This is a genomic window from Roseburia sp. 831b, from assembly GCF_001940165.2.
GTDB lineage: Bacteria > Bacillota > Clostridia > Lachnospirales > Lachnospiraceae > Roseburia.
The window spans coordinates 159,370-182,724 of the sequence record NZ_CP135163.1 but is presented as its reverse complement, the minus strand read 5'-3'; the positions used below and the strand labels follow the sequence as shown (position 1 = coordinate 182,724).

20 protein-coding genes are annotated in these 23,355 nt (G+C 40.7%); 18 read left to right on the top strand and 2 right to left on the bottom strand.

Going from position 1 to position 23,355, the window contains the following annotated elements:
* The first annotated feature begins 15 nt into the window (after positions 1-15).
* The 11 genes from BIV16_RS15400 to BIV16_RS15350 all read left to right on the top strand — a co-directional run bounded on the left by BIV16_RS15400 (position 16) and on the right by BIV16_RS15350 (position 9,042).
* Complete coding sequence (locus BIV16_RS15400; RefSeq protein ID WP_075681098.1) at positions 16-231, top strand: helix-turn-helix domain-containing protein; 216 nt, start codon at positions 16-18, stop codon at positions 229-231.
* An 86-nt stretch (positions 232-317) separates the two neighbouring features.
* Positions 318-509 carry a helix-turn-helix transcriptional regulator gene (locus BIV16_RS15395; RefSeq protein WP_075681096.1) on the top strand — a complete coding sequence of 64 codons (192 nt, stop codon included), beginning with the start codon at positions 318-320 and terminating at the stop codon, positions 507-509.
* A 264-nt stretch (positions 510-773) separates the two neighbouring features.
* Complete coding sequence (locus tag BIV16_RS15390; protein WP_083625265.1) at positions 774-1,013, top strand: hypothetical protein; 240 nt, start codon at positions 774-776, stop codon at positions 1,011-1,013.
* 53 nt (positions 1,014-1,066) lie between these two features.
* Complete coding sequence (locus BIV16_RS15385) at positions 1,067-1,429, top strand: hypothetical protein (RefSeq protein WP_075681094.1); 363 nt, start codon at positions 1,067-1,069, stop codon at positions 1,427-1,429.
* 128 nt (positions 1,430-1,557) lie between these two features.
* Positions 1,558-1,947, top strand: coding sequence for a metalloprotease family protein (locus BIV16_RS15380; protein ID WP_159435941.1), 390 nt, complete (start codon positions 1,558-1,560; stop codon positions 1,945-1,947).
* Positions 1,937-3,445, top strand: a complete 1,509-nt coding sequence (locus BIV16_RS15375) for a hypothetical protein (RefSeq protein WP_075681089.1) — start codon at positions 1,937-1,939, stop codon at positions 3,443-3,445. The genes BIV16_RS15380 and BIV16_RS15375 overlap by 11 nt, the downstream gene beginning before the upstream one ends.
* Positions 3,446-3,456: 11 nt before the next feature.
* A complete protein-coding gene (locus BIV16_RS15370; RefSeq protein ID WP_075681087.1) occupies positions 3,457-3,783 on the top strand; it encodes a hypothetical protein in 327 nt (108 codons plus the stop codon).
* Positions 3,780-4,919 carry a cysteine desulfurase family protein gene (locus BIV16_RS15365; protein ID WP_075681085.1) on the top strand — a complete coding sequence of 380 codons (1,140 nt, stop codon included), beginning with the start codon at positions 3,780-3,782 and terminating at the stop codon, positions 4,917-4,919. The genes BIV16_RS15370 and BIV16_RS15365 overlap by 4 nt, the downstream gene beginning before the upstream one ends.
* Positions 4,920-5,037: 118 nt before the next feature.
* Entirely contained in the window at positions 5,038-6,369 is a 1,332-nt protein-coding gene (locus tag BIV16_RS15360) for an IS110 family transposase (protein WP_173664561.1), read from the top strand.
* 539 nt (positions 6,370-6,908) lie between these two features.
* Complete coding sequence (locus BIV16_RS15355; protein WP_083625262.1) at positions 6,909-7,634, top strand: ATP-binding cassette domain-containing protein; 726 nt, start codon at positions 6,909-6,911, stop codon at positions 7,632-7,634.
* Positions 7,624-9,042, top strand: a complete 1,419-nt coding sequence (locus BIV16_RS15350; protein ID WP_075681083.1) for a hypothetical protein — start codon at positions 7,624-7,626, stop codon at positions 9,040-9,042. The genes BIV16_RS15355 and BIV16_RS15350 overlap by 11 nt, the downstream gene beginning before the upstream one ends.
* Here BIV16_RS15350 and BIV16_RS15345 read toward each other — a convergent pair.
* Positions 9,039-10,523 carry an AAA family ATPase gene (locus BIV16_RS15345; protein ID WP_075681081.1) on the bottom strand — a complete coding sequence of 495 codons (1,485 nt, stop codon included), beginning with the start codon at positions 10,521-10,523 and terminating at the stop codon, positions 9,039-9,041. The genes BIV16_RS15350 and BIV16_RS15345 overlap by 4 nt on opposite strands.
* Positions 10,524-10,740: 217 nt before the next feature.
* Here BIV16_RS15345 and BIV16_RS15340 point away from each other — a divergent pair, with 217 nt between their 5' ends.
* From BIV16_RS15340 to BIV16_RS15310, 7 genes are all read left to right on the top strand, one after another.
* Complete coding sequence (locus tag BIV16_RS15340) at positions 10,741-11,643, top strand: NAD-dependent epimerase/dehydratase family protein (protein ID WP_075681079.1); 903 nt, start codon at positions 10,741-10,743, stop codon at positions 11,641-11,643.
* A gap of 83 nt (positions 11,644-11,726) precedes the next feature.
* Positions 11,727-12,290, top strand: a complete 564-nt coding sequence (locus tag BIV16_RS15335) for an NUDIX hydrolase (protein WP_330546497.1) — start codon at positions 11,727-11,729, stop codon at positions 12,288-12,290.
* A complete protein-coding gene (locus tag BIV16_RS15330) occupies positions 12,277-13,401 on the top strand; it encodes a LacI family DNA-binding transcriptional regulator (RefSeq protein ID WP_075681077.1) in 1,125 nt (374 codons plus the stop codon). The genes BIV16_RS15335 and BIV16_RS15330 overlap by 14 nt, the downstream gene beginning before the upstream one ends.
* Before the next feature lie 475 nt (positions 13,402-13,876).
* Complete coding sequence (locus tag BIV16_RS15325) at positions 13,877-15,556, top strand: alpha-glucosidase (protein WP_075681075.1); 1,680 nt, start codon at positions 13,877-13,879, stop codon at positions 15,554-15,556.
* Between the two features lie 198 nt (positions 15,557-15,754).
* Positions 15,755-18,391 (top strand): cation-translocating P-type ATPase, encoded by a 2,637-nt coding sequence (locus BIV16_RS15320; protein WP_075681073.1) that lies wholly within the window; start codon positions 15,755-15,757, stop codon positions 18,389-18,391.
* Between the two features lie 526 nt (positions 18,392-18,917).
* On the top strand, positions 18,918-20,561 hold the full coding sequence (locus BIV16_RS15315) for a Na/Pi cotransporter family protein (RefSeq protein WP_075681069.1): 1,644 nt from the start codon (positions 18,918-18,920) through the stop codon (positions 20,559-20,561).
* 107 nt (positions 20,562-20,668) lie between these two features.
* Positions 20,669-22,381 (top strand): methyl-accepting chemotaxis protein, encoded by a 1,713-nt coding sequence (locus BIV16_RS15310; RefSeq protein WP_242940396.1) that lies wholly within the window; start codon positions 20,669-20,671, stop codon positions 22,379-22,381.
* On the opposite strand, the gene BIV16_RS15305 is transcribed toward BIV16_RS15310, so the two are convergent.
* Positions 22,378-23,277 (bottom strand): AraC family transcriptional regulator, encoded by a 900-nt coding sequence (locus BIV16_RS15305; RefSeq protein WP_075681065.1) that lies wholly within the window; start codon positions 23,275-23,277, stop codon positions 22,378-22,380. The two genes, BIV16_RS15310 and BIV16_RS15305, sit on opposite strands and share 4 nt — an antisense overlap.
* Between the last annotated feature and the right edge of the window lie 78 nt (positions 23,278-23,355).

Genomic DNA, 23,355 nt, shown 5'->3' with positions numbered 1-23,355 from the left:
AGGGGATATGGGAAGATGAGTATTATAATCAGACTTGATAGAGTTATGGCAGATCGAAAGATAAGTGTCAATGACCTTGCAAAAGAACTAGATATGACAAATGTAAATCTATCAAATTTAAAGACAGGGAAAATGAAGGGTATACGTTTTGAAACCATGGAGCGAATTTGTAAAGCATTGGGTTGTCAGCCAGGGGATTTGTTTGAATATTTGCCGGATGAAGGCGAGTAATTTCTTCGAATCTGTGAAAATTTTTACAGGAAATATTTTTACACAAAACTGCTTTGATTAGATCATAGAAAGGCATAGTAATCAATATGACAGAACAGATTTATGAATACGCAGGAAAAAGAATTCGGGATATACGGGAAAGAGAAGGCTTCACAAGAGAACAATTAGCAGAAAAAATAGAGATTTCGACCAAACATTTATATGAGATTGAAGTGAAGGGAAGAGGATTTTCAGCCAAAATTTTATATTTGCTCGCAAGAGAACTTTATTCGAGTTAGAGATTTTATTTTGTCTGGAAAGGTAAATTATGATTTAAATCAATTTCCAAATGAGAAAAAGGAGAAGGTATCCGAGATATTGAACTATCTTTATACCATTTCTATTGAATAACAGGAATTATAGGTAATCAGAATATACCAATACTTTATTGTGCATGCTTGTCCAAAAAGCTATACTTTTCATTGTCCAAGGACAACACATTTCGAAACGTCGACGAGAAGAAATGGATATAAAAAGGGTATAGAAGAAAGGAGAAGTGGAATATGCAGTATGCAGTTTCAGCAAAAGTTGGTACATATTTGATGGCCGTAAAAGAGGGGATTCGTAATGCCATTGTGGAGTGCAATGCATGGTTTTTGATTTTATTGGCGGTATTATTGTCAATTGCATTTACCGTTTATGCAGGCTTACAGATCTGGTGTGTGGTTTATAAGGGAAAGACTTTTACCGGAAAATGGAATTGGTCTAAAAATGGTATAGAAGTAAGAGCCGAGTGTAAATAATTCTAAAATTCCTGTGGGAGAATTTTTCTCCCACAGGTTGAAAGGAAATGGATATGGAAGAAAAAGAAAGTGTTTTTTTGATGAAGTGGAGAAATTCTTCAACCGGCGTTATGTTAGCGGTTTCCATACTTTTGTCAATGGTTACAACGCTGGTAGGTATGACGATTAGTTTTTTGGTGATGTTATTTTCATCAGGGGAAGATGGAATGAGATATTGTTTCTTTCAAACAATTTTTTTTAAATCTGCAACAGACTCTGCCGGTGTAACAAGCATGTCATTTGGACTTACAGGTGAATGGTTCCCAATTGTATTTTTTGTAGGAATCTGTTTCGCAATGCTGTTTGGAACCTATTATTTTGCAAAAAAATTATTGCAATACAGACATTACCTGGTAGAAAATCAAAAATCACTGTGAAAAATACAGCGGAGTTATCATTTCATACCATATATGCCTGGTGTTTCAGAAATAATCTGTTTTTTGCAATCATCATGTTGCTCTTAACAACGCTGCTTCTTTTTTTTACACAGACATTGGAAATTGGAATGAGCTGTTTACTTGTGTATCTGGTTGGCTTTCTTGGGTCCGTTAGCATACACGAGTATTTACACATTGTGTTTATGCGGCGTTTTGGAGTAAAGACTGTAAAAATCAGCTACGGAATCTGGAAAGCCTCCATTACTACAGAAGAAAATTTGACAGGAGCGAATTTAATACAGACAGCGGTGCTAGGACCGGCTGTGACATTTTTAATAGGTCTTTGCGGAATGTTTTTCAGCCGTCAATGTGACAGCGGTATCATAGAAGTTATTTCCGGCATCTATATGCTCCACATTGTAAATGTCATACCACCACTAGGAGACGGAAAAATGATTTTAAAGGGAATTCTTACTGTAAAAAATGGAAAGGGTTCAAAGAAACGATATGAAAAATAAATGGAAAAAAATGTTAGGAATCCTCTTATTTGCCTGTTTTGTCATAGGAATGATTACCTTGGTAAATGAAAAAAGAAAGCAGGAAGATTCCTTATATGTGAAGATTCAGAGTGAAGATATAGAAAAAATTACAAAGACGGAATCAGATTGTTATATCTGGGTGACAAGTGAGACCTGTGCATCTTGTAAAAAACTGAAAAATGATATGTCAGAGGTAAAAAAAGAAAGTTCCCTTTTGGATAAAAAAGTAATCTATGGAATTGACCTTGATTCTATGCAGGAAGGTTCTGACGCGCTGCTTTCAAAATATGGAAAAGAAGGAGTCCCATTTATTGTACATTATATCGACGGTCACCCCAAAGAGATACTCTATGAGGATATCACGAAAGATGATATTTATCATTTTTTTCAAGAGAAGGATAGCAAACGGAAACTTGAACTGGTGTATTTCTATTCCCCAACCTGTTCCAGTTGTAAAAAAATATCGGATTATCTTCTGGCGTATTCAAAGACACAAAAAAATCTTAAGATTTTGAAATACAATATTGTTTCCGTGGAAAACAAAAGTCTATTAAATGGGTATTGTGAGGAATATGGTGTTGAACCAGAGTTCGTTGGGACAGTGCCTATTATTTTTGTCAGAAATTCGTATTTTTATGAGGAAGCATCCATAAAAAAGAATCTGGAGGATGTAATAGAAGATGAAAGCCTAGGGGAGACAAAGCAATTGGGAGAGCAGGTCTCTCACTTAAACCAGGACCAAAAAGTAGTGCGGGATATGGATGTGTTAAAACTTGTGGGTGCTGCTTTTTTGAATGGTTTAAATCCCTGCTCGCTTTCCATGTTCTTCTTCCTCTTAATGTTACTTGAAGCAGACTCCAAAAAGGTTCTTCCAGTTGGAATTGCCTTTTGCATTGGAAAATTCATATCAATGCTTTTGCTTGGAACTGTTTTGTATCAGGTGATGAGTCAGATTCACTCTTCCATCTTAGTGAAGGTAATTCATATCGTTCTTAGTTTGCTTTTACTTTTGCTAGGTGTATTGAATTTGAATGATTATGCTGCAATCAAAAAAGATGACTTAGGCGGCATAAAAGCACAGCTGCCAGAAAAAGTAAGAGGGATAAATCATAGGCTTATAAAAGAGAATGTGAAGCGGTTTTTAAATAGCAACTATTTTGTATTATCAGGTTTGATTTTAGGTGCAGCTATTGGATTTACAGAATTTTTATGCGCGGGGCAAATCTATCTGCTTTCCATTGTTACAATTATTCATGTGGATGCAGCCTATTTCTTACAAGCATTCTGGTACCTTTCCTTATATAGTTTTATTTGTATGCTTCCGTTGCTATTTTTCGTGTTTCTGGTTTCCTTTGGGAAAAAGACTTCGGTACTGGCACTTTTTGTCAGTGAAAAAACACACTGGGTAAAGCTTACATACGCTGTTTTATTTTTGGTGACTGGAATTATGATGCTGCTACAACAATTTGCAGGGTAAGGAGACAAAATATGAAAGGAAAAGCAAAAATTCAATTATATTCCATGGAACAGGAAAAACGAAGGGAGTGTAAAATTTCGGAATTGCCGTTAAAGAATTCCTATATCATGCGCATTAGCAAGGAAAAATATAACAATAATGAGCCATGCATTATTATAAAAGGAAAAATAGCGAATCAGGTTTATTGCAGCTTGCTGGAGTATCTAAATGACTGTGTCAAGAAAGGAACATATAGCCAAAAAATATCGAATCTGCCAGTACTATTTCAAGAAAGTATTGCATGGATGCCAGAAATGACCTATATCAAGTTTGGTAATGATGCAGAGGGAAAAAGATGATTTATTTTGATAATGCAGCGACAACCAGAATATCTGATAAAGTATATGAAATCATGCAAGAAGGTCTTAGGCATAGATATGCAAATCCGTCTGCTGGATATCAGTGGGCAAAAGAAGAACGAAAAAAGGTAGAAAAAGCGAGAGCGGATATTGCAGACACCCTACATGCACAGGGAAAGGAAATTTATTTTACTTCAGGAGGAAGTGAGTCTGACAATTGGGCATTGCGCGGAATTGCGGATGCATATAAAGAAAAGGGCAGACACCTTATTACGAGTAGGATTGAGCATAAGGCGGTGCTAAAATCATGCGAATTTTTAGAAAAAAATGGCTATGAAGTGACTTATATTGGAGTTGATCACCGGGGAAACATAAAGCTGGATGAGTTGAGGGAGGCAATTCGGCCAGATACCATCTTAGTAAGTGTAATGTATGCAAACAACGAGATTGGGACCTTGATGAAAATAAAAGAAATTGCACGGATTGCACATAGCCAGAATGCTCTTTTTCATACGGATGCGGTTCAGGCATATGGTCATTATGAGATTGACTGTAATAAGCTAGGAATTGATTTGTTAAGCGCAAGTGGACATAAGTTTCATGGCCCTAAGGGAGTCGGTTTTTTATATAAAAGAGATGGAATTCGGATATCTCCATTGATATACGGAGGGGCGCAGGAGCAAAGGGTAAGAGCAGGAACGGAATATACCATAGGAATCGAGGGAATGGCGGTGGCGGCAAAAGAAGCATACGCTGATTTTTCACAGGAATCTTTGAAAATAAAACAAATGCGCGATTTGTTATGGAAGGAATTAAAGGAAAACATACAAGAAATCTCGTTGGTTGGAGAAAAAGAGAATCGTGCCTATCATCACTTAAGCGTTTGTATCAAAGGTGTGAATGCGTTAAATTTAGCAGATCAGCTGGGAGAACGAAAAATCTGCATCTCCACGGGTTCCGTCTGCAATGGAATGCAGTTAAAGGTGTCCCATGTGTTAAAGGCGATTGGAATGTCAGAGGCGGATGCGAAAGCAACCATACGAATTTCTCTATCCAGATACAACAACAGGGATGAGATTTCTACTTTTGTAGAAGAATTAAGAAGCACAGTTAATATAATGAGACAAATTTATTAGGAGCTTCCTGTATACTTTAAAGAGTAAAAGGAATTGACCAAAAAGAATACCTCAAGTAAATTTAGATTATTACTGACCTGCCAGTTGGTAAAATCTAAAAACACAAGAGGTATTCAAGATGAATGTTAAAGCAAGAAGAACAAAAAAGCAAGTAAATGTAGAAAATCAGGCAATAAAGCTTCTGTCAAAAGAAGAATTGAGCAGGAAAATAGAGGTGGTAGAAAAAGAACTGAGATCCTATACCTGGCGTGAACTTGAAACAAACGGTAAATTTGCCAAGAACGATAAACTCTCTTTCATTACGGATGACATGCTTATAGTAGGATGCGATATAGGTAGTGAGAATCATTATATTAGGGCAATCGATGTCAGAGGAAGAGAGTTAAGCAGCGGAGCATTCGAGTTTAGCAATACTTCAGAAGGCTTTGCGAATGCCAAGGCATGGGTGCTGGCACTTGCGGCAAAACACGATAAGAAACAGATAGTACTGGGTCTTGAACCGACAGGTCACTACTGGTTTGCGTTGGCTGCATGGATGATTTCAAACGGAATCAGCGTTGTCCAGGTAAATCCATATGCCGTAAAGCAGAGTAAAGAAATAGAAGACAATAGCCAGGTCAAGGATGACAGAAAAGATCCGAAACTGATTGCAAATCTTGTGAAAGATGGAAACTACGGAATGCCTTATCTTCCAGAAAAAGTTTACGCAGACATGAGAAGACTCTCCATGTTCAGGGATCAGCTTACCGAAGACAGGATAAGAAATATCAATCGTCTTCACCGAGAATTGAAAATCTATTTTCCAGAATACATGGACGCATTTGGAAAAATAGATGGAGCGTTTACTTTGGAAGTACTGAAAGTATCAGCTATCCCATCGGATATCACAGCACTGGGAGCAGAAGGCATAAAAAATATCTGGCACAATGTAAAACTAAGAGGACGCGGTTACAGCAGAGCCAATGAAATCGTGAGCTATGCAGAGAAAAGTGTGGGATTAACGGATGGAACGGATGCAGGGCGTGAAGCAGTGAAATGGTATGCAGAACAGATCCTGAAGCTGGATGAGCAGCTTGCTGTGATTGAAAGTACTTTACATGAAAAATGCAGGGAAATACCTTACGCAGAAAACATACTTGAAATCAAAGGTGTAGGTGAAAACATACTGGCTGGAATACTGGCAGAAATGGGAGATATCAGCAGATTTGATGATGTGAAGGAAATCCAGAAACTAAGCGGTATGGGGCTGGTGGCATGCAGTTCAGGCAAGCATAAAGGACAGACAAAAATCAGCCACAGAGGACGCAAGAGACTTAGGTACTGGCTGTTCCAGGCAGCAAAGTCAGCGGTGTCGCATGCAGATGAATTTAAGCAGCTACATGAGTACTATACAACACGAACCAACAATCCGCTGAAAAAGATGCAGTCACAGGTACCAATGGCAGCATAGTAAATAAAAGAATCAAATCCAGAACTCTGTCGAGTGGCTGATGGAATGCATCGGAGACTGGACAGGGTTCTGGAACAGAAACCCGTAAATGATGGAGTCCGGAACAGACTGCATCTGCAAAAGACCAACAAGAGCCTGAGATGGTATAGCGTCCACTGAGTAAATCAGTACCACGACAGGTGAATGCTGGTCAGTAACAATCAAACATAAAACAAGAGCTGTAGCCGGCATCGGTTATTTCCGTGGGGCAAGACCCCGTTTAGGAGCTTGGCTGGCACTCAGTGTATGGTAGATGGGACGAAGGAAGTTGGGACACGATCCCCTTAGACACGGAAGGTTCATCATCATAGTTGATCAGAGGGAAAATAGCCTTTATAAAGCGAAGAAAGAGGATGCTTTAAGAAGTGTACCCATTAATCAGCTATTCGGTACAAGATACTACGATATCTATCACTCTCGGCTCTTGTTTTGAGGTAAATAAATATCGTCAAAGCCAGTAAAATCAATAGATTTAGGCTTGACAGAATAGGAAGGATAAGATGACAGGTGAAGCGGTGTTAAAGATTGAGAAGCTATCCTTTGCATATGAGAAAACCAATGTCTTAAAGGACATAACTTTTGAAGGAAATCTAGGAGAAATTCTTGTGATTGCAGGTCCAAATGGCAGTGGAAAAACAACCTTAATCAAATTGATGTTTGATTTACTAAATCGAAAAAATGGCGAGATTCTGGTAAAAAATGAAAGCAGCTGCAACATAGCGGCAAAGAATCAAATGTTTTATCTTTCGAGTGAAAATATCCTCCCGGCTTTTTTGTCTGGCGATGAGTATGTGAGAATGATGTGCAGACTCTATGATGTTACAGTCGATGAAAAACTGTATGAGCGGCTAATACAATATTACGCGATGGAACATCGAATCCAGAATCTGATTGAAAATTATTCGCACGGAATGGTAAAAAAGATTCAGTTAATTACCGCATTTTTACTCCAAAGAGACATCACGGTTGTGGATGAAACTTTAAATGGAATTGACATCGAGGCGAAGGAGGCAAGCAAAATTTTATTGCGTAAGCTTGCTGAAAAAGGGAAATTGGTTATGATCTGTACCCATGATCTGGAATTGGCGGAGCAGATAGGAGACCGTGCTGTTTTACTTTATAAAGGAATGATGAAATCCATTCTTGATATGAGAAAAGAAAAGGTATCGCTAACAGAAGTGTTTAAACAACTGGTAGGATTTAGGGAGTCGGATTATGAGATATAGCAAAGTAAAAGAGATCGTGCAGCTATTGTTTCTATTTTTCAAACGAAATGTTCTTCAGGCAGGATTACTAAAAAGCAGGGTATTTCGGCTGTTTATGGGTATGGTTGTGATTGGAATCATTTCTTTTTTGTCCTTTGCACTTTTTTCTTTTTTCAAAAGTGTGAACAGTAATGCCTCGCAGACACGGGTTGTGTTGGATGCGTATAGCTGTTCTGTTTTTATGTGGACGTTCCTGGTGTTCTTGTTTGTCAAAATTTTATTTATGAAAAAAGGTTCCCTGATGGAATATACGACCCAGATGCCTGTGACAAATAAAGAAAAGAACTTTGCTGTTTTAACATTTGAAATTATAATTGCACTGGCATTGGTTCTGATTCTTTCTTCTTCTATGATAATTGCCTTGATTTGCAGAAATGGAGTTTTTTTCCTGACGAGAATGTGCTGTAATATTCTATTTACCTGCGTGACGGAATATTTTGTGTTTGAGCTGATGTATCTCATTTTGGGATGGATTTGCAGCTGGTTCGGGCTTGGAAAAGTAAAGAATGTCATTAATATTTGTATTCTTTCCGTATTGCTTATCTGCTTTTACGTTGTGGTGATTCCAGATGTGTTTTTGTCAATTTTATATACTTATAAAGAGCAAACCGGAACAGCTTCTATCTTGTTTTTTACAAGGATTGCAGAACAGTATCAGTTTGGAGCTGCACTTTTGGTATTTGTGTTGATTGTGGCGATATTAGGTGGTCTTATTCTTGCGATTCCAAATCACGAGCTGGAAGGAAATGATAACTATGTGAAATTATTTGGTAGAAAAACGAAACACAATACAATTGGCAGGGCATATTTTTTCGCTTTTTTTCGAAAGACCGATACCATAAATTATTATGTGATTTCGCTTTTCCTTTTTGGAATGATGCAGATGGCAAAAATAGAAAATGGATGTTATGCGATTTTAATTTTGGCATTGAATGCACTGTATGCCTATGTGCAAACGGATGAACTAAGATATCTTACGATGCAAAAAAAATATAGTGTTGGAAGAGATTATGTTCTCTTAATTGGGACACAGGTATTTGAAATACTGATTCTTTCTGTGCCTATGATTATCATAACAGTTGCCACAACCGGAAAAATCACCTTTCTGTTGCTTTTTGTTGCATCGGTTATATTTTCTATTATTTTTTTCACAATGGCAGGAATTTTATTTCCTGCCAAAAATGAAAATCCGTTTTCTGCTATAACGGGAATTTTGTTTTTGGTTCTCATTTTAATGGCGGTTGCGGCAATTTGTTTCTTCCTCAAATTAACAACAAATCAAATGATGATACTTCTCATTTTACTTGGTATTTTAAGTGGAACCATTAGTCTGCGGGGACTGACGGTGCTTTCTCAAAAAAGGCGTTAAGACAACAGCTTTTTCACAGAAGCAGCATCAAATGTGACACTTGTCACATGGTCAACCTCAATCTGGTAGAGGGCATTGGCTGCGATGTGCTCCGCAGACTGCTCTAAATCACGGATACCAGAGGTGTTTTTGATATGCTCTAAAATGGCATCCAGGCCATCCGGGGTTACGATACATTCCTGTGCTTCCAAGCCAAGACGTTTTAATACCTTCGGTAGTACGAACTTGGAAAAGATGATTTTCTTTTCATCCGGCGTATAATCTGGAATGTCAATCACTGCAAAACGGGACATCAAAGGCGCGCTAATCTGGCTTTTGTCGTTGGCGGTTGCAATCGGATAGACACCGACGGTTGGAATCATACATTCGATGTAATTGTCTGTAAAACCAAGGTTGTCTAGTAAGGTTAAAAGTACGTCGGCCGGGTTGCCGTTTCCTTTTCCAGAAGCAGCCTTATCAAGCTCATTGATGATAAAAACGAGATTTGAGGATTCTGCCATGGAAAAAGCCTCCATGATGATACCAGGTTTTGCATTGGAATAAATACGGGAACTTCCGGTCAACTGTTCCGGGTCGTTGATGGAACTCATATCAAGTGTTGTCCATGGAAGATTTAAAATTCGTGCAACTGCATAGGCAACCTGTGATTTTCCGGTTCCTGCCGGACCGACAAGCAAAAGTCCATAAGCCGGGAGCGTGTGGGTACGGTTAATCTGAATGATGGTCTCGATGATACGCTGCTTTACCTTTTCCATGCCATAAAGTTCTTCATCTAAAATACGTCGTGCTGCAACCGGGTCAATGGATTCAAAGTAATTATTTTTCCATTGGATATTCATCATAATGGAGAGGGCACGCTGTGCATGGCGGCGTTCCTCGGTGGTGACTTCGTGGGAGCGTGCGACGGCGAGATTTCGTCTTGCCCATAAGCGGATGTTGTCCGGCAGGGTTCTTCCGGCACAGTTCATAAAATCCGTGATGCTTTGTAAACTGGTAAGTCTCATGTCATCACCAATTTCATCTAATTCCTCATCGCTTGGTTCTTCGGTCGGAGCGTCGCTTGCAAGAAGCCGCTCTATCATGAACTGAAGAAATCCATCTTCAGCGGAAAGTTTTGTCCCTCCACCGAATCCGGTTTCACGAATCTTGTATACTGCATACCCGTCGGCGGTGTTTTCACCGGAGAGACGCACATTGATGTGATTTTCACCAAGCCATTTTAAAAGGCTTACAAATCTTGCGTCGATGGATGTAAGATCAGCGGAAATGGTGCCTTGCGCTGTCTCAAACTCGAAAGAAGTCCGCTTTACCGGGTTTGTAAAGACCCCGCAGGAATGGTGTGCTGGAGTCATTTCTTTTGCATCAATGACAAGAATTGGTTCCTTCGCAGATGGGGTGGCGTTATTTGTTTGAAAAATGGTATAGGTGCAGACAGATTTATTTTTATCGTCTGGTGTATGGTTAAAATCATATACTGGCATAAAAAACCTCCTTTTGGTTCTCCTGATAAAAACGGAGTGCTGGCATAAAAATTTGATATGTATAATGATAAGCTGTATCGATACAGTCATGCATATTTATTCACATCATACCACATTGTGTTTTTGGTTGACAAGCAGTTGCATATTAATTACATTTGTAGTGGAACGGGAAATGCAAAGTTAGAATTTGTGGGTTATGGAAAGGAATGGTATTCGCATGAAAAAGATTTTAGTCACAGGTGGAACTACATTTGTAAGTAAATATGTTGCAATTTATTTTAAGGAGCAAGGGTATGACGTCTATGTATTAAACAGAAATACGAAGCCGCAGGTAGAAGGGGTAACGTTGATTGAGGCAGATCGTCATGCGTTAAAAGACGAACTGAAACAGACTTATTTTGATGTTGTAGCCGACATTACTGCTTACAACGAAAAAGATGTGACGGCACTTTTAAAGGGACTGGGTTCTTATGGGCAGTATCTTTTGGTAAGTTCCAGCGCCGTTTATAAAGAGACCGGACAGCAGCCATTCAAAGAGAACGAAAAACTTGGACAAAATAAATTTTGGGGACAGTATGGAACTGATAAGATTGCCGCAGAAAAAAAACTTCTTTTAGCAGACAAAAATGCATACATCGTACGCCCACCGTACCTGTACGGCGCGATGAACAACGTCTATCGTGAGGCATTTGTGTTTGAGTGCGCATTAAAAAACAGAGCATTCTATCTCCCGAAAGATGGTTCGATGCAGCTGCAGTTTTTTCATGTGAGAGATTTATGTCGTTTCTTTTCCATTTTGATAGAGCAAAAGCCGGATTGTCATATTTTTAACGTAGGAAATAAGGAAACGGTAAGCATCAAGGACTGGGTTACGATGTGCTACGCTTGTGCTGGAAAAACACCGGATTTTGTGGAGGTTTATGACGAAATGGAACAGCGCAGCTATTTTAGCTTTTATGATTATGAATATGTGTTAGATGTTGCAAAACAAGAGGAACTGATGCCAGAGACGATGTCGTTACAGGAAGGACTAAAAGAGGCGTTTGAGTGGTATGTGGGACATGAAAAGGAAGTAAACCGCAAGCCGTATTTTGAGTATATCAGGGAACACTTCGAGTAAAAAGCAGATTGTATACAGAATACAATATAAAATATTAAAAAAGATACAGAAAGAAGAAAATAGAGAAAGACGAGGTAGAAAAAATGGAATTATTTGATGTTGTAGACGAGAACGGACAACCGACCGGTGAAATTGTGGAGCGGACGCTTGCACATGAAAAAGGCATCCGACACCGTACGGCGCATATCTGGATTGCCAGAGAAACAGAGGCGGGAGTGGAGGTTTTGATGCAAAGAAGAGCTGCAAAAAAGGATTCTTTTCCAGGCAGATTTGATACCTCATCGGCAGGGCATATCCAGGCAGGGGATGAACCAAGAGAGTCTGCGCTTCGTGAATTGAAAGAAGAGCTTGGAATTGCCGCAAAACCAGAAGATTTGAATTACATTTGTAGTTTTGTAATCCAGTATGAAAAGAAATTCTATGAAAAAATGTTCAAAGACAACGAGATTGCATTTGTTTTTGCTTATACCAAACCGGTTGACATCGATAAGCTTGTTCTGCAAAAAGAAGAGCTTGACGGTGTAGAATGGTTCCCACTCGAAGAAGTAATATCAGAAACAAAAAAACACAATCAGAAATTCTGTGCTCCGTTAGATGGACTTGAAATCATAAAAGGCTATATGGAGAAAAAACATGGTTCGAATTAAAGATGTCGCAGATTATGTCGGTGTCAGCACTGCGACGGTTTCCAATGTCATCAATGGAAAAGAACAGCGGGTTTCCAAAGAAGTCCGTGAAAAAATAAAAAAGGCACTCGATGAGATGGGATATGTGCGAAACCATACGGCGATGATGTTAGCGCAGACGACGTCTAACATGATAGGTGTTGTGATTCCGCACAAAGACGGCATGAAGATTGCGTTAGAAGACCCGTATTACAGTGCTTTTCTGGGAAATCTTGAATACGAAATCCGCCAGCATGGCTGCTATATGTATCTGATTGCCCAGCAGTCGGAAGAAGAAATGATTCGTCAGGCAATTGCCTGGAATTTAGAAGGCCTGATTGTCTGTAATATGTCGGCAGACGAATTAAACAGTTTAAGTGAAAAATATTCCAGAGGAATCGTTTCCATTGATTCCTACATCGAAAACCAGTCCGATGTCATCAATATATCGACAGATGATTTCGGCGGCGGTTATCAGATGGGAAAATATCTGATTGCGCAGGGGCACCGGAAAATCGCAATGTTAGCCGATAATGATGACACCGTCGACCATCACCGCTGGATGGGACTAAAACAAGCGATGGACGAAGCGGGAATCTCTATTTCTGAAACAGATCACTTCCTGTTTTCTCCGAGTGAATCCGTGCGGGAACTGCAGATGGAGCAGTTCTTCCCGGACTTACAAAACTATACAGCGCTGTTTGTCGCGTCCGATTTTTATGCCTTAGAAGTCAGTTCTTTTTTACAAAGCAAAGGAATTCGCATTCCACAGGACATCTCGATTGCAGGATTCGATGACCTGCTCTATGCCAAGCTTGCAAGACCAAAGCTCACCACCATGAGCCAGAACATGGGAAAGAAAGCCAAGATGGCAGTAGAAGCGCTTCTCTATCTGCAGGAAAAACGAAAATTGGAGCGGCAAAATCAGAAACAAAATGCAAATCGAAAGCCAAATTCAAACGAAAATGCTGACGCAGATTCCGTAATGTTAGAAAAAGTAAAAAAGAACGTACTGAAAAGAAACGATACAAGCAATCCATGGACGCTTCCCGTCAAACTGGTAGAACGCGAGTCCGTCCGACGCATTGTATAAATATAACAAAAAAATGCCACGGTTTTCGTCACATTCATGGTTATGCGCATAACCTTTGACTTTTCCTCGATTCTTATGCTACTGTTTCTTTAGAAAAAGTACAGTTTCGGATTTTAGTGTTAAAAAATTGATTTATATTTTCTTACTGGTAAATGACACATAACCGAATCCATTTTGTTCTGTTGTCCGAACATAAGAAAAGTCTAAGTATGCCTTATAAAAGTATCTAAAAATGACGTGAACGGCGTTCAACGAGCCATCCGTGGCTCGTGAAGCCTTGTTCTGCCATCCTTGGCAGAACATCACTGAGTTGTGACAGGCATACTAAGATTTTCTAATGTTCTCCCAAAGTCACAAAATTAGCTTCGTTTATGTGTCATTTACCACTCACAAAACTTTCGTCAATTTTTTAACACTAAAATCCGAACCATGAATATCGTAGAAAAGTTGTAGAAAAGAAAGCGAGGTATTTAGCGTGAAAAAGACATGGTGGAAAGAATCCGTCGTATATCAGATTTATCCTAGAAGTTTCATGGATTCCAACGGAGATGGAATCGGTGATATCAATGGTATTACAGAAAAATTAGATTATTTAAAAGAATTAGGGATTGATGTCATCTGGCTTTCGCCGGTGTACCAGTCACCGAATGACGATAACGGATACGACATCAGCGATTATCAGGCAATCATGACAGAGTTTGGAACGATGGAAGATTTTGACCGCATGCTTGCGAGAGCGCATGAGCTTGGCATCAAAATCATGATGGATCTTGTTGTCAACCACACATCCGATGAACACGCATGGTTCATCGAGAGCCGTAAGAGTGTGGACAATCCATACCGTGATTTTTATATCTGGAGAAAGGGAAAAGAGAATGGAAAAGAGCCAAATAACTGGGGCTCCATTTTCAGCGGTTCTGCCTGGAAATACGATCCACAGACCGATATGTATTTCTTACATTTGTTCTCGCCAAAGCAGCCGGATTTAAACTGGGACAATCCAGTGGTGCGTGAGCACGTGTTTGACATGATGAACTGGTGGTGTGAAAAAGGAATCGACGGATTCCGTATGGATGTCATCAGCCTGATTTCCAAAAAACCGGGACTCCCGGATGGAAAAGCCGGAGAAAACGGCTACGGAGACAGTGATTGCGCAAACGGACCTCACGTGCATGAGTATTTGCAGGAAATGAATCAGAAAGTACTTTCCAAGTATGACCTGATTACCGTTGGGGAAGCCGCAGGTGTTACGCTAGAAGAAGCGAAAAAATACGCAAATGCCGATGGCAGCGAGCTTAACATGGTATTCCAGTTTGAGCATACCGGTGGCGGAAGCAGCCAGCATTCCCGTTTTGGAAAATGGGATGAACATAAAATGCCACTTGTGGAGTGGAAAGCTATCCTTTCCAAATGGCAGACCGGTCTTGAAGATAAAGCATGGAACAGTTTATTCCTTTCTAACCATGACCAGCCGCGTTCCGTTTCCAGATATGGCAATGACAGCGACACATATCGTGAGACTTCCGCAAAGATGTTGGCAACCTGTATTCACATGATGCAGGGAACACCTTACGTTTACCAGGGAGAAGAACTTGGGATGTGCAACGCTTATTTTGAAAAATTAGAGGATTACCGTGATATTGAAAGTATCAATGCTTACAACGATTTGACCAAGAACTGTGGTGTTTCCCATGAGGAGATGATGGGATATTTAAAAAATATCAGCCGTGACAATGCCAGAACTCCAATGCAGTGGGATGACAGCAAAAATGCAGGATTTACCACAGGAACACCGTGGATTCAGGTAAATTCCAACTATCCGAAGGTAAATGCAAAAGAGCAGTTAAACAACCCGGATTCCGTATTCCATTATTACCAGAAGCTGATTAAACTCCGCCACGAAAATGAGATTATCGTGTACGGCGATTATGAGCTGTTAGAGCCGGAAAACGAAGAACTTTTCATCTATACCAGAACCTTAGGAGAGGAACAGCTTATGGTGCTCTGTAATTTCACAGAGAATTATGTAAACTTACCGGAAGAGATTCTTTCCCAAATACCGGAGGATGCAGAGTTATTAATTGCAAACTATGCGCAGAATGAAAGCAGTTTGTTACGCCCTTACGAAGCAAAAGTTTATCGCTATCATAGTTGACTTTTCAAAGAGAATCTGATAACGTTAAATTTAGCAAAAAGGGAGTAGTTGCATGCATGGCATGTCTTAGCTTTCGTCAGGACGTCTATGAGACCGGAAGTTAAGTAACGAACCGTTAAACAAGACTTTTTGTGTACATTTTTGGTACACAAAAGGTCTTGTTTTTTTGCGTTAAAACAGGAAAAGGAGAGGCATCCCATGAAAGAAGCTTACAAATTATCAAGACAAGAGTTACAACAAGAGTACGGTAACGCTGCTGGACTTTCGTCAGAAAAGGCAAACCATTTGATAGAAAAATACGGAGAAAACCTGTTACAGGAAAAGAAACAAAAAAAAGCATGGCAGATTTTCCTAGGGCAGTTTACGGATTTGCTGGTAATCATTCTTTTAGTTTCTGCGGTGATTTCTATGGTGGCAGGAAATGCAGAAAGCACGATTGTCATTCTTGCGGTGATTCTTTTAAATGCAATACTTGGAACGGTGCAATATGTCAAAGCCCAAAAATCGTTGGATGCGTTAAAAGAGTTGTCTGCGCCGAAGGCAAAAGTCCTTCGGGATGGCGTGAAAAAAGAGGTTGCTTCAAAAGATATTGTACCGGGTGACGTGATTTTGTTAGAGGCGGGCGACATGGTGGTGGCAGACGGACGCATTCTTGAAAATTACTCCCTGCAGGTGAATGAAAGTTCTCTGACCGGGGAATCGACCAACGTAGAAAAAAGTCAGGAGGATATTCTTAAAGATTGCGCATTAGGAGACCGCCGCAATATGGTATTCTCTGGAAGCCTGGTCACCTATGGAAGGGCAAAGGTGTTAGTTACTGCCACCGGAATGGATACCGAGGTCGGAAAAATTGCAGCATTATTAAATGATACAAGGGAGAAAAAAACACCGCTCCAGGTTAGCCTGGATGATTTTAGTAAAAAACTGTCAATCGCAATTATAATGACAAGCGTAGTTGTATTCTTGCTTCGTATCATGCAAAAACAGCCGGTGTTAGATTCTTTGATGTTTGCAGTTGCATTAGCGGTGGCTGCAATCCCAGAGGCGCTAAGCTCGATTGTAACGATTGTGCAGGCAATGGGAACCTGGAAGATGGCCGGAGATAATGCGATTATCAAGGATTTAAAAGCGGTTGAAAGTTTAGGAAGTGTTTCCGTTATCTGCTCGGACAAAACAGGAACGCTGACACAGAATAAGATGACGGTGACAGAACTCTATCTGGATGGAAAATGCATGGTACCGGAGCAGATGGATTTGTCCTTGCAGCTTCACCGATATTTTTTATATATTGCTATTTTAAATAATGATTCCTCCATCGAAAATCAAAAAGAGATTGGAGACCCGACCGAAACATGCCTTTTGGATATGGCAAGGAGAGCCGGGCTTGAAAAAGCGGGAATTACGGAGGAGACCATCCGGGAGCTGATGCCGCGCATGGAGGAAATCCCGTTTGATTCAGTTCGAAAGCGGATGAGCACAAAATACCTTGTCCATGGGATTCCGACCGTGTTTACCAAAGGTGCTGTGGATGTGTTGCTAGAACGCACAAAGTGGATTGCGACGTGTGAAGGTGTTCAGCCCCTGACAGAGTCAAAACGTATGGAAATCCAAAAACAAAACCTTATTTTTTCCCAAAAGGGATTGCGTGTTCTTGCCTTTGCTTATCGGGAATGTCAAAAGGATGAGACACTTACGGTGGAAGGCGAGCGAGACTACATTTTCGTTGGACTAGCAGCGATGATGGATCCGCCAAGGGAGGAGTCAGGGCAAGCAGTGGAGGATGCAAAGGGTGCCGGAATCAGGACGATTATGATAACCGGAGACCACAAGGTTACAGCAACAGCAATAGCAAAACAGATTGGAATTTACCGGGAGGGAGATATTGCCTTAACCGGACAGGAACTAGATTCCATGGAAGAAAAGGAGCTGGAACAAAAGCTGAGTCAGATATCGGTGTATGCGAGGGTATCGCCGGAGAATAAAATCAGGATTGTGTCGTCCTGGCAAAAGCGAGGAAATCTTGTAGCAATGACAGGGGATGGGGTAAACGATGCACCGGCCTTAAAAAAAGCAGATATTGGCGTTGCAATGGGAATCACAGGAACGGAAGTCGCCAAAGATGCCGCATCCATGATTCTCGCAGATGATAATTTTGCAACTATCCTTAAGGCGGTTTTAAACGGGCGTAACATTTACCGGAATATCCAAAATGCCATCCAGTTTTTGCTTTCCGGGAATATGGCGGCGATACTTGTGGTGCTTTATTGTTCCATTATGGCGTTAGATACGCCGTTTGAGCCGGTGCATTTACTGTTTATCAATCTGCTTACAGACTCCCTGCCGGCGCTTGCAATTGGAATGGAGCCAGCCGATGAAAGGCTGCAAAAAGAAAAGCCAAGAGATGTGAAAAAGGGAATTCTGACAAAAGAGTTTTGTGCCCGGTTACTGATTTATGGAGCCCTTATTGCAGTTGTGACGCAGGGGGCATACTATTTTGGACACGCAACAGATGCGGCAACTGCAAGCACAATGGCATTTTCAACGCTGACATTGGCAAGACTTTTTCACGGATTTAACTGCAGGAGAAGTTCCTCTGTTGTACAGATGAAACTGACGAGCAACAAGTGGAGCCTGGCAGCTTTTGGTCTTGGAACCATGTTGCTTACGCTTGTTTTAATGGTTCCGTTTTTGCAAAAACTGTTTCTGGTTGCACCGTTAAAAATTTCACAAATAATTGCAGTTGTGGTACTTGCGATTGTGCCAACTTTTCTGATTCAATGTGTCAGAAGAGGAAAGGAAATAAAAACATCCCTTGCCAAATTAGAAAAATGGTGAGAGAATGAACTCAATGACGTAAGATGTAAGGAGAGCAGCGTGCGTAACAGAGCTAAGAAATTAATATGTTTTTTCCTGATGATGTTCCTTTTTATTTCAGGATTCTGCTTTGAAAATTTTAAAGAAGATGCATGGACTGTGTATGCACAGAATGCTCCTTTTTCCATAACAGAGGATGTTCTTTCCTCTAAAAGCCTTCGTACCCCGGATGCACAAAGGTGCACCTTAGAGATGCTTGAGGGGAACGGGTCACTTGGATTGATCCAGTCGGAAGGTCATATTCTAAGAGAAAAACAGGACGTGAGACTGAACTTTTTTTATTTGTGTCAGAAGAGTTTCACCCTGAAAAATGCAAATCACTTTCCTGGAAGAGCAGATATCTGCCTTTCCCTTTCATCCAGGACAACACTTGTTACAAATTATATCCATGATTCAGACGGAAAAAAACGACTCTAAAACTCTGCCTTGCCTAAGTTTGTTAGGCTTATTTTGCATGCAAAAAATTGAGTTGAGAGGATAAAAAAAGATGAATGTTACATATGCAATGGGATTGCTGGGTGGACTGGCGTTATTCCTGTATGGGATGCAGATGATGAGTACTGGGTTAGAGGCGTCTGCCGGAGACAAGATGAAGCTTATTTTAGAAAAATTAACGGCAAACCGCTTTGTCGGAGTTTTAGTGGGAGCAGTGATTACAGCGATTATCCAGTCATCGTCTGCCACGACCGTTATGGTGGTTGGATTTGTAAATTCCGGGATGATGACGTTAAATCAGGCAATCTGGATTATTATGGGTGCAAACATAGGCACTACGATAACCGGTCAGCTGATTGCACTTAATATCGGAGCGTTTGCTCCGTTCATTGCCTTTTTGGGCGTGGCGGCGGTTATTTTTTCCAAAAAAGAAAAAATAAAATATGTCGGTGAAATTTTAGCCGGATTAGGTGTGCTTTTCATCGGAATGGATATGATGGGAACTGCAATGGCGCCGCTTGCGGACTCAGAAAAGTTTGTCAGTATTTTAACAAAGTTTGAAAATCCCCTGTTAGGAATTCTTGCGGGAACGGTTTTTACTGCGTTGATTCAGTCGTCATCTGCATCAGTCGGTATCTTACAAACACTTGCGGGAAGTGGCGTGATTGGCTTAAAGAGCGCGGCGTTTGTTCTGTTTGGACAAAATATCGGTACCTGTATCACCGCATTCCTTGCATCTATTGGAACAAGCAGAAATGCAAAGCGGACAACCATTATTCACATTATGTTTAACGTGTTTGGTACAGTGGTCTTTACGATTCTTTGTCTTACAACACCAATCATTTCCATGGTCGAGGGATGGACACCTAAAAATGCACCGGCGCAGATTGCAAACCTTCATACGATGTTTAATGTGGTTACAACCTTGCTTCTTTTACCGTTTGGAACCTGGCTTGGAAAACTTGCGACACTGATTTTAAAAGAGCCAAAAGGGGAAGAAGAAAAAGAGGGAATGCATGTGCAGTATCTTTTGGATGTAAAGCGCATTAACTCAGAAAAACACGGGATATCCGTTGTCTGCATGGAGAGTATCAAAAAAGAACTTGTGCGTATGATGAATATGGCAATGGAAAACGTGCGTGATGCATTTGACGCTGTTGCTTTGGGAGATAAGGAAAAGTCAAAAGATGTGGAGGAGAGAGAGGCATATATCGATTATCTGAATAGGGAAATCTCAAAATATATTACATCCGTCTTGCCGTTTGAAACTTCAAAGGCAGGAAGCCAGGTATTTAATGCACTTTTTACGATTACAAGCAATATTGAGCGTATCAGTGACCATTCGGTCAATATTGCGGAGTACTCTCATATTATTGACGAAAAAGGAATTTCATTTTCAGGACATGCATATGGAGAGCTGGATCAGATGCAGCAAATATGCGCAAATATACTGGTGAGTCTGTTAGAGAAACCGGCGGATTATGTTTCCTGGCATGAAAAAATTGCCTGCATGGAGCAAAAGATGGATGATATGACCATACAGTACCGGGATAATATGTATCAGCGCATTCATGCCGGGGAATGTTCGGATGACGGCAGTATCTTATTTTCCGAGATGCTGACGGATTTTGAGCGTATTGGAGACCATGCATTAAATATCGCAAATGAGATGCTAAAAATGGCGATGGCAAAATAAACCGTTTCTTGCAAAAATCGGTTCGTTTTCGTGTAGACACTTTTTTCTAAAAAACAAATGTTATAATAAAAATTAGAAACATTACGGGTTTTACAGAAGGAGAGTGTATGATGAAAAAGAAAAAACAACAGGAAGCGGAACAATGGGAGCAAAGACAAACGGGGCAGGCGGCTTCAATGCGCAAAATTGTAAAGGCAATCTATACAATTGTGGGAATTGGAATTGGTTGTCTGGTTCTTTTTATGGCATTTAACATCACATTGAACCTTGATGCGAAGAAGCAGTTAAGAAGTACCAATTATTTAGACCAGTACCGTCTGGGTTCCAAGACATTAACCTCGGAAGTCCAGTCTTATTGTGTAACGGGAGATCAAAGCTATTACGATGCCTATCTAAAGGAACTGAATGAAGATAAGAACCGTGACATCGCATGGGAAGGACTAAAGAAATGTGGCTTAAAAGATAGTGAATGGGCAGAACTGGAACACATTGCAGAACTTTCAAACGGGCTTGTACCGATTGAGGAGGAAGCCTGTGAGAAGGCTTCTAACGGCGATACAGAGGGCGCAACAGCACTCGTATTTGGAGATTCCTACGAGCAGACTGTACAGGAAATCAATTCGACGACCAATCAGTGCATCAGCGACATTCAGGACAGAATGGCAAACAGACAGACGGTTTTGGGGATTTTAATGATTGTGAGTATGTTGATTTTTGTGGTGTCCTTTGTTTTGATTGTAAAAGGAATTGCATACGCAATCAATTTTTCCAGAAAAGAACTGCTGCTTCCAATTGTAAAAGTTTCGGAACAGATGGAAGAACTTGCACAGGGACGTTTTGAAAATAAGATGGATTTACAGCCGGACGATTCGGAAGTTGGTAAGATGGTTGGCGCAATCCTTTTCATGAACGATAATTTCACAAAGATGATATCGGAGCTTTCCCATGTATTAGATTTGATGGCAAAAGGAAATTATCAGGTAGAATTAAAAGAAGCATATGTGGGTGAGTTTGTTGCAATCAAGGATTCCATGCATCAGATTATCGAGAGTACAAAGAGTGCTTTATCGACAATTCAGGATGCATCCAAAGAGATTGATGCTGGTTCAGAACAGTTGGCGCAGGCTGCGACTGATTTGGCGGAAGGATGTACGGTACAGTCCGGTAAAGTTTCTGAGGTGTCTGAGATGGTGGATCAGATTGCAAAGAGAATGGAAGAAAAGACTAAGGAGGCACAGGTTACAGCACAGATTTCACAGCAGGCCGGCAATGTATTGCTGGAGAACAACAGCAAGATGCAGGAGTTAAAAGAGGCAATCGGCGAAATCAGCCGTCGTTCCGAGGAGATTAAAACCATTATCGGAACCATTGAAGATATTGCAAGCCAGACGAATCTCTTATCACTAAATGCATCCATTGAAGCTGCAAGAGCAGGAGAGGCAGGAAGAGGATTTGCAGTTGTTGCCGAGCAGGTAAAAGATCTTGCAGAACAGTCGACACGGGCGGCTGGTGAGACCACAAAACTGATTGAGGACACCATCGAGGCCGTTGAAAAAGGCATTGTAATCGCAGACGAAGCAGTTGCCAATATGAGTGAGGTCATGGTGGGTGCCAAGGATGCAACGGAAAAGATGATTGACATGGCAGACTCCTTACAAAAAGAAGCCGAGGGTATCAAAAAGATTGATGAGAGCATCATGCGTGTGGCAGAGATTGTCGACAACAACTCTGCGGCATCGGAGGAAACTGCGGCAGTCAGCCAGGAGCAGACCGCACAGGTTCAGACCATGGTTCAGATTATGGACCGATTCGAAATTTAATAAAATTTCCGATAGTCAGAGGGCTTTTTATGATATTGTTTTAGAAAGGCCCTTGTAAAGTAGGATGCATTAGAAAAGCCGCATAGGGTTGCGATTTCAAGAACCGATTTTTGGGTTGTCCGCAACAGATATGCGGCTTTTTCCAGGCGAAAATGAATCAGATATTGCGAAAAACTTGTGCCGGTCAAGTCCCGGAACAGTTTCATGAAGTGACTTTCGCTGTAACCGCAGAGCGTGCTGATGTCAGAAATCGGAATCTGTTCACAAAAGTGTGTATTGATGTAGGGAATCACCGTTCTTAAAAAAGTACGTGCCTTTTCGTTGTAGGTGGCGTGTTGTGCGGATGGAACCGCAATCTCACATAAGCTTGCCATCAATGCAAAAAGATGTGATTTGATTGTTAAAATGGTAACATTGTTTTGTTCACGGATAAGCGGGAGAAGGTGCATTGTCATTTCGACACACGAAGGGCTGTCTTTCTTTTGCAAAGGAAAAACGGATTCGCTTCCGTTTGCAAACGGTGCAAAGTATTCCTGATAGATAAAATTATCCTCCTGTTCCTGCTCTAACATCGAAAAGCGAAACAGAACATTATAATACTCAAAGGGTTCGTTTACAGATGTGATGGAATGAATCTGGTTCGGCAAAATGACGGCGATTTCTTTTGGTGAAATGAGGCAGTCAGTGCCGTCCACGCTGATGATGCCACTGCCCGAAACACAGTAGATAAACTCGATTTCTTCGTGATAATGAAGCGGATAGGAAGGCATGAAATCTGGGATAACGCCACGGTAAACCGCAAAGGGGATGGTGGCACTTCCATGTGTTTTTACCTCCTGCCCGTCCGGAAGAATGACAGGTTCCTTGTCCGGATGAGGCTGTGCTGTGTGTTTCATTCGATTACGACTCCTTAAAATAATAGTTTTGTGTTAGTATTATAAGATTTTTAAGTGAGAATTGCAATAGAAATAAGA

Bases quoted from the DNA above. Each gene is read 5' to 3' on its own strand.
- BIV16_RS15305 (WP_075681065.1), bottom strand. From the start codon at position 23,277: ATGAAACACACAGCACAGCCTCATCCGGACAAGGAACCTGTCATTCTT.
- BIV16_RS15400 (WP_075681098.1), top strand. From the start codon at position 16: ATGAGTATTATAATCAGACTTGATAGAGTTATGGCAGATCGAAAGATA.
- BIV16_RS15395 (WP_075681096.1), top strand. From the start codon at position 318: ATGACAGAACAGATTTATGAATACGCAGGAAAAAGAATTCGGGATATA.
- BIV16_RS15345 (WP_075681081.1), bottom strand. From the start codon at position 10,523: ATGCCAGTATATGATTTTAACCATACACCAGACGATAAAAATAAATCT.
- BIV16_RS15375 (WP_075681089.1), top strand. From the start codon at position 1,937: ATGAAAAATAAATGGAAAAAAATGTTAGGAATCCTCTTATTTGCCTGT.
- BIV16_RS15320 (WP_075681073.1), top strand. From the start codon at position 15,755: ATGAAAGAAGCTTACAAATTATCAAGACAAGAGTTACAACAAGAGTAC.
- BIV16_RS15350 (WP_075681083.1), top strand. From the start codon at position 7,624: ATGAGATATAGCAAAGTAAAAGAGATCGTGCAGCTATTGTTTCTATTT.
- BIV16_RS15390 (WP_083625265.1), top strand. From the start codon at position 774: ATGCAGTATGCAGTTTCAGCAAAAGTTGGTACATATTTGATGGCCGTA.
- BIV16_RS15330 (WP_075681077.1), top strand. From the start codon at position 12,277: ATGGTTCGAATTAAAGATGTCGCAGATTATGTCGGTGTCAGCACTGCG.
- BIV16_RS15380 (WP_159435941.1), top strand. From the start codon at position 1,558: ATGAGCTGTTTACTTGTGTATCTGGTTGGCTTTCTTGGGTCCGTTAGC.
- BIV16_RS15385 (WP_075681094.1), top strand. From the start codon at position 1,067: ATGGAAGAAAAAGAAAGTGTTTTTTTGATGAAGTGGAGAAATTCTTCA.
- BIV16_RS15355 (WP_083625262.1), top strand. From the start codon at position 6,909: ATGACAGGTGAAGCGGTGTTAAAGATTGAGAAGCTATCCTTTGCATAT.
- BIV16_RS15310 (WP_242940396.1), top strand. From the start codon at position 20,669: ATGATGAAAAAGAAAAAACAACAGGAAGCGGAACAATGGGAGCAAAGA.
- BIV16_RS15370 (WP_075681087.1), top strand. From the start codon at position 3,457: ATGAAAGGAAAAGCAAAAATTCAATTATATTCCATGGAACAGGAAAAA.
- BIV16_RS15360 (WP_173664561.1), top strand. From the start codon at position 5,038: ATGAATGTTAAAGCAAGAAGAACAAAAAAGCAAGTAAATGTAGAAAAT.
- BIV16_RS15335 (WP_330546497.1), top strand. From the start codon at position 11,727: ATGGAATTATTTGATGTTGTAGACGAGAACGGACAACCGACCGGTGAA.
- BIV16_RS15340 (WP_075681079.1), top strand. From the start codon at position 10,741: ATGAAAAAGATTTTAGTCACAGGTGGAACTACATTTGTAAGTAAATAT.
- BIV16_RS15365 (WP_075681085.1), top strand. From the start codon at position 3,780: ATGATTTATTTTGATAATGCAGCGACAACCAGAATATCTGATAAAGTA.
- BIV16_RS15315 (WP_075681069.1), top strand. From the start codon at position 18,918: ATGAATGTTACATATGCAATGGGATTGCTGGGTGGACTGGCGTTATTC.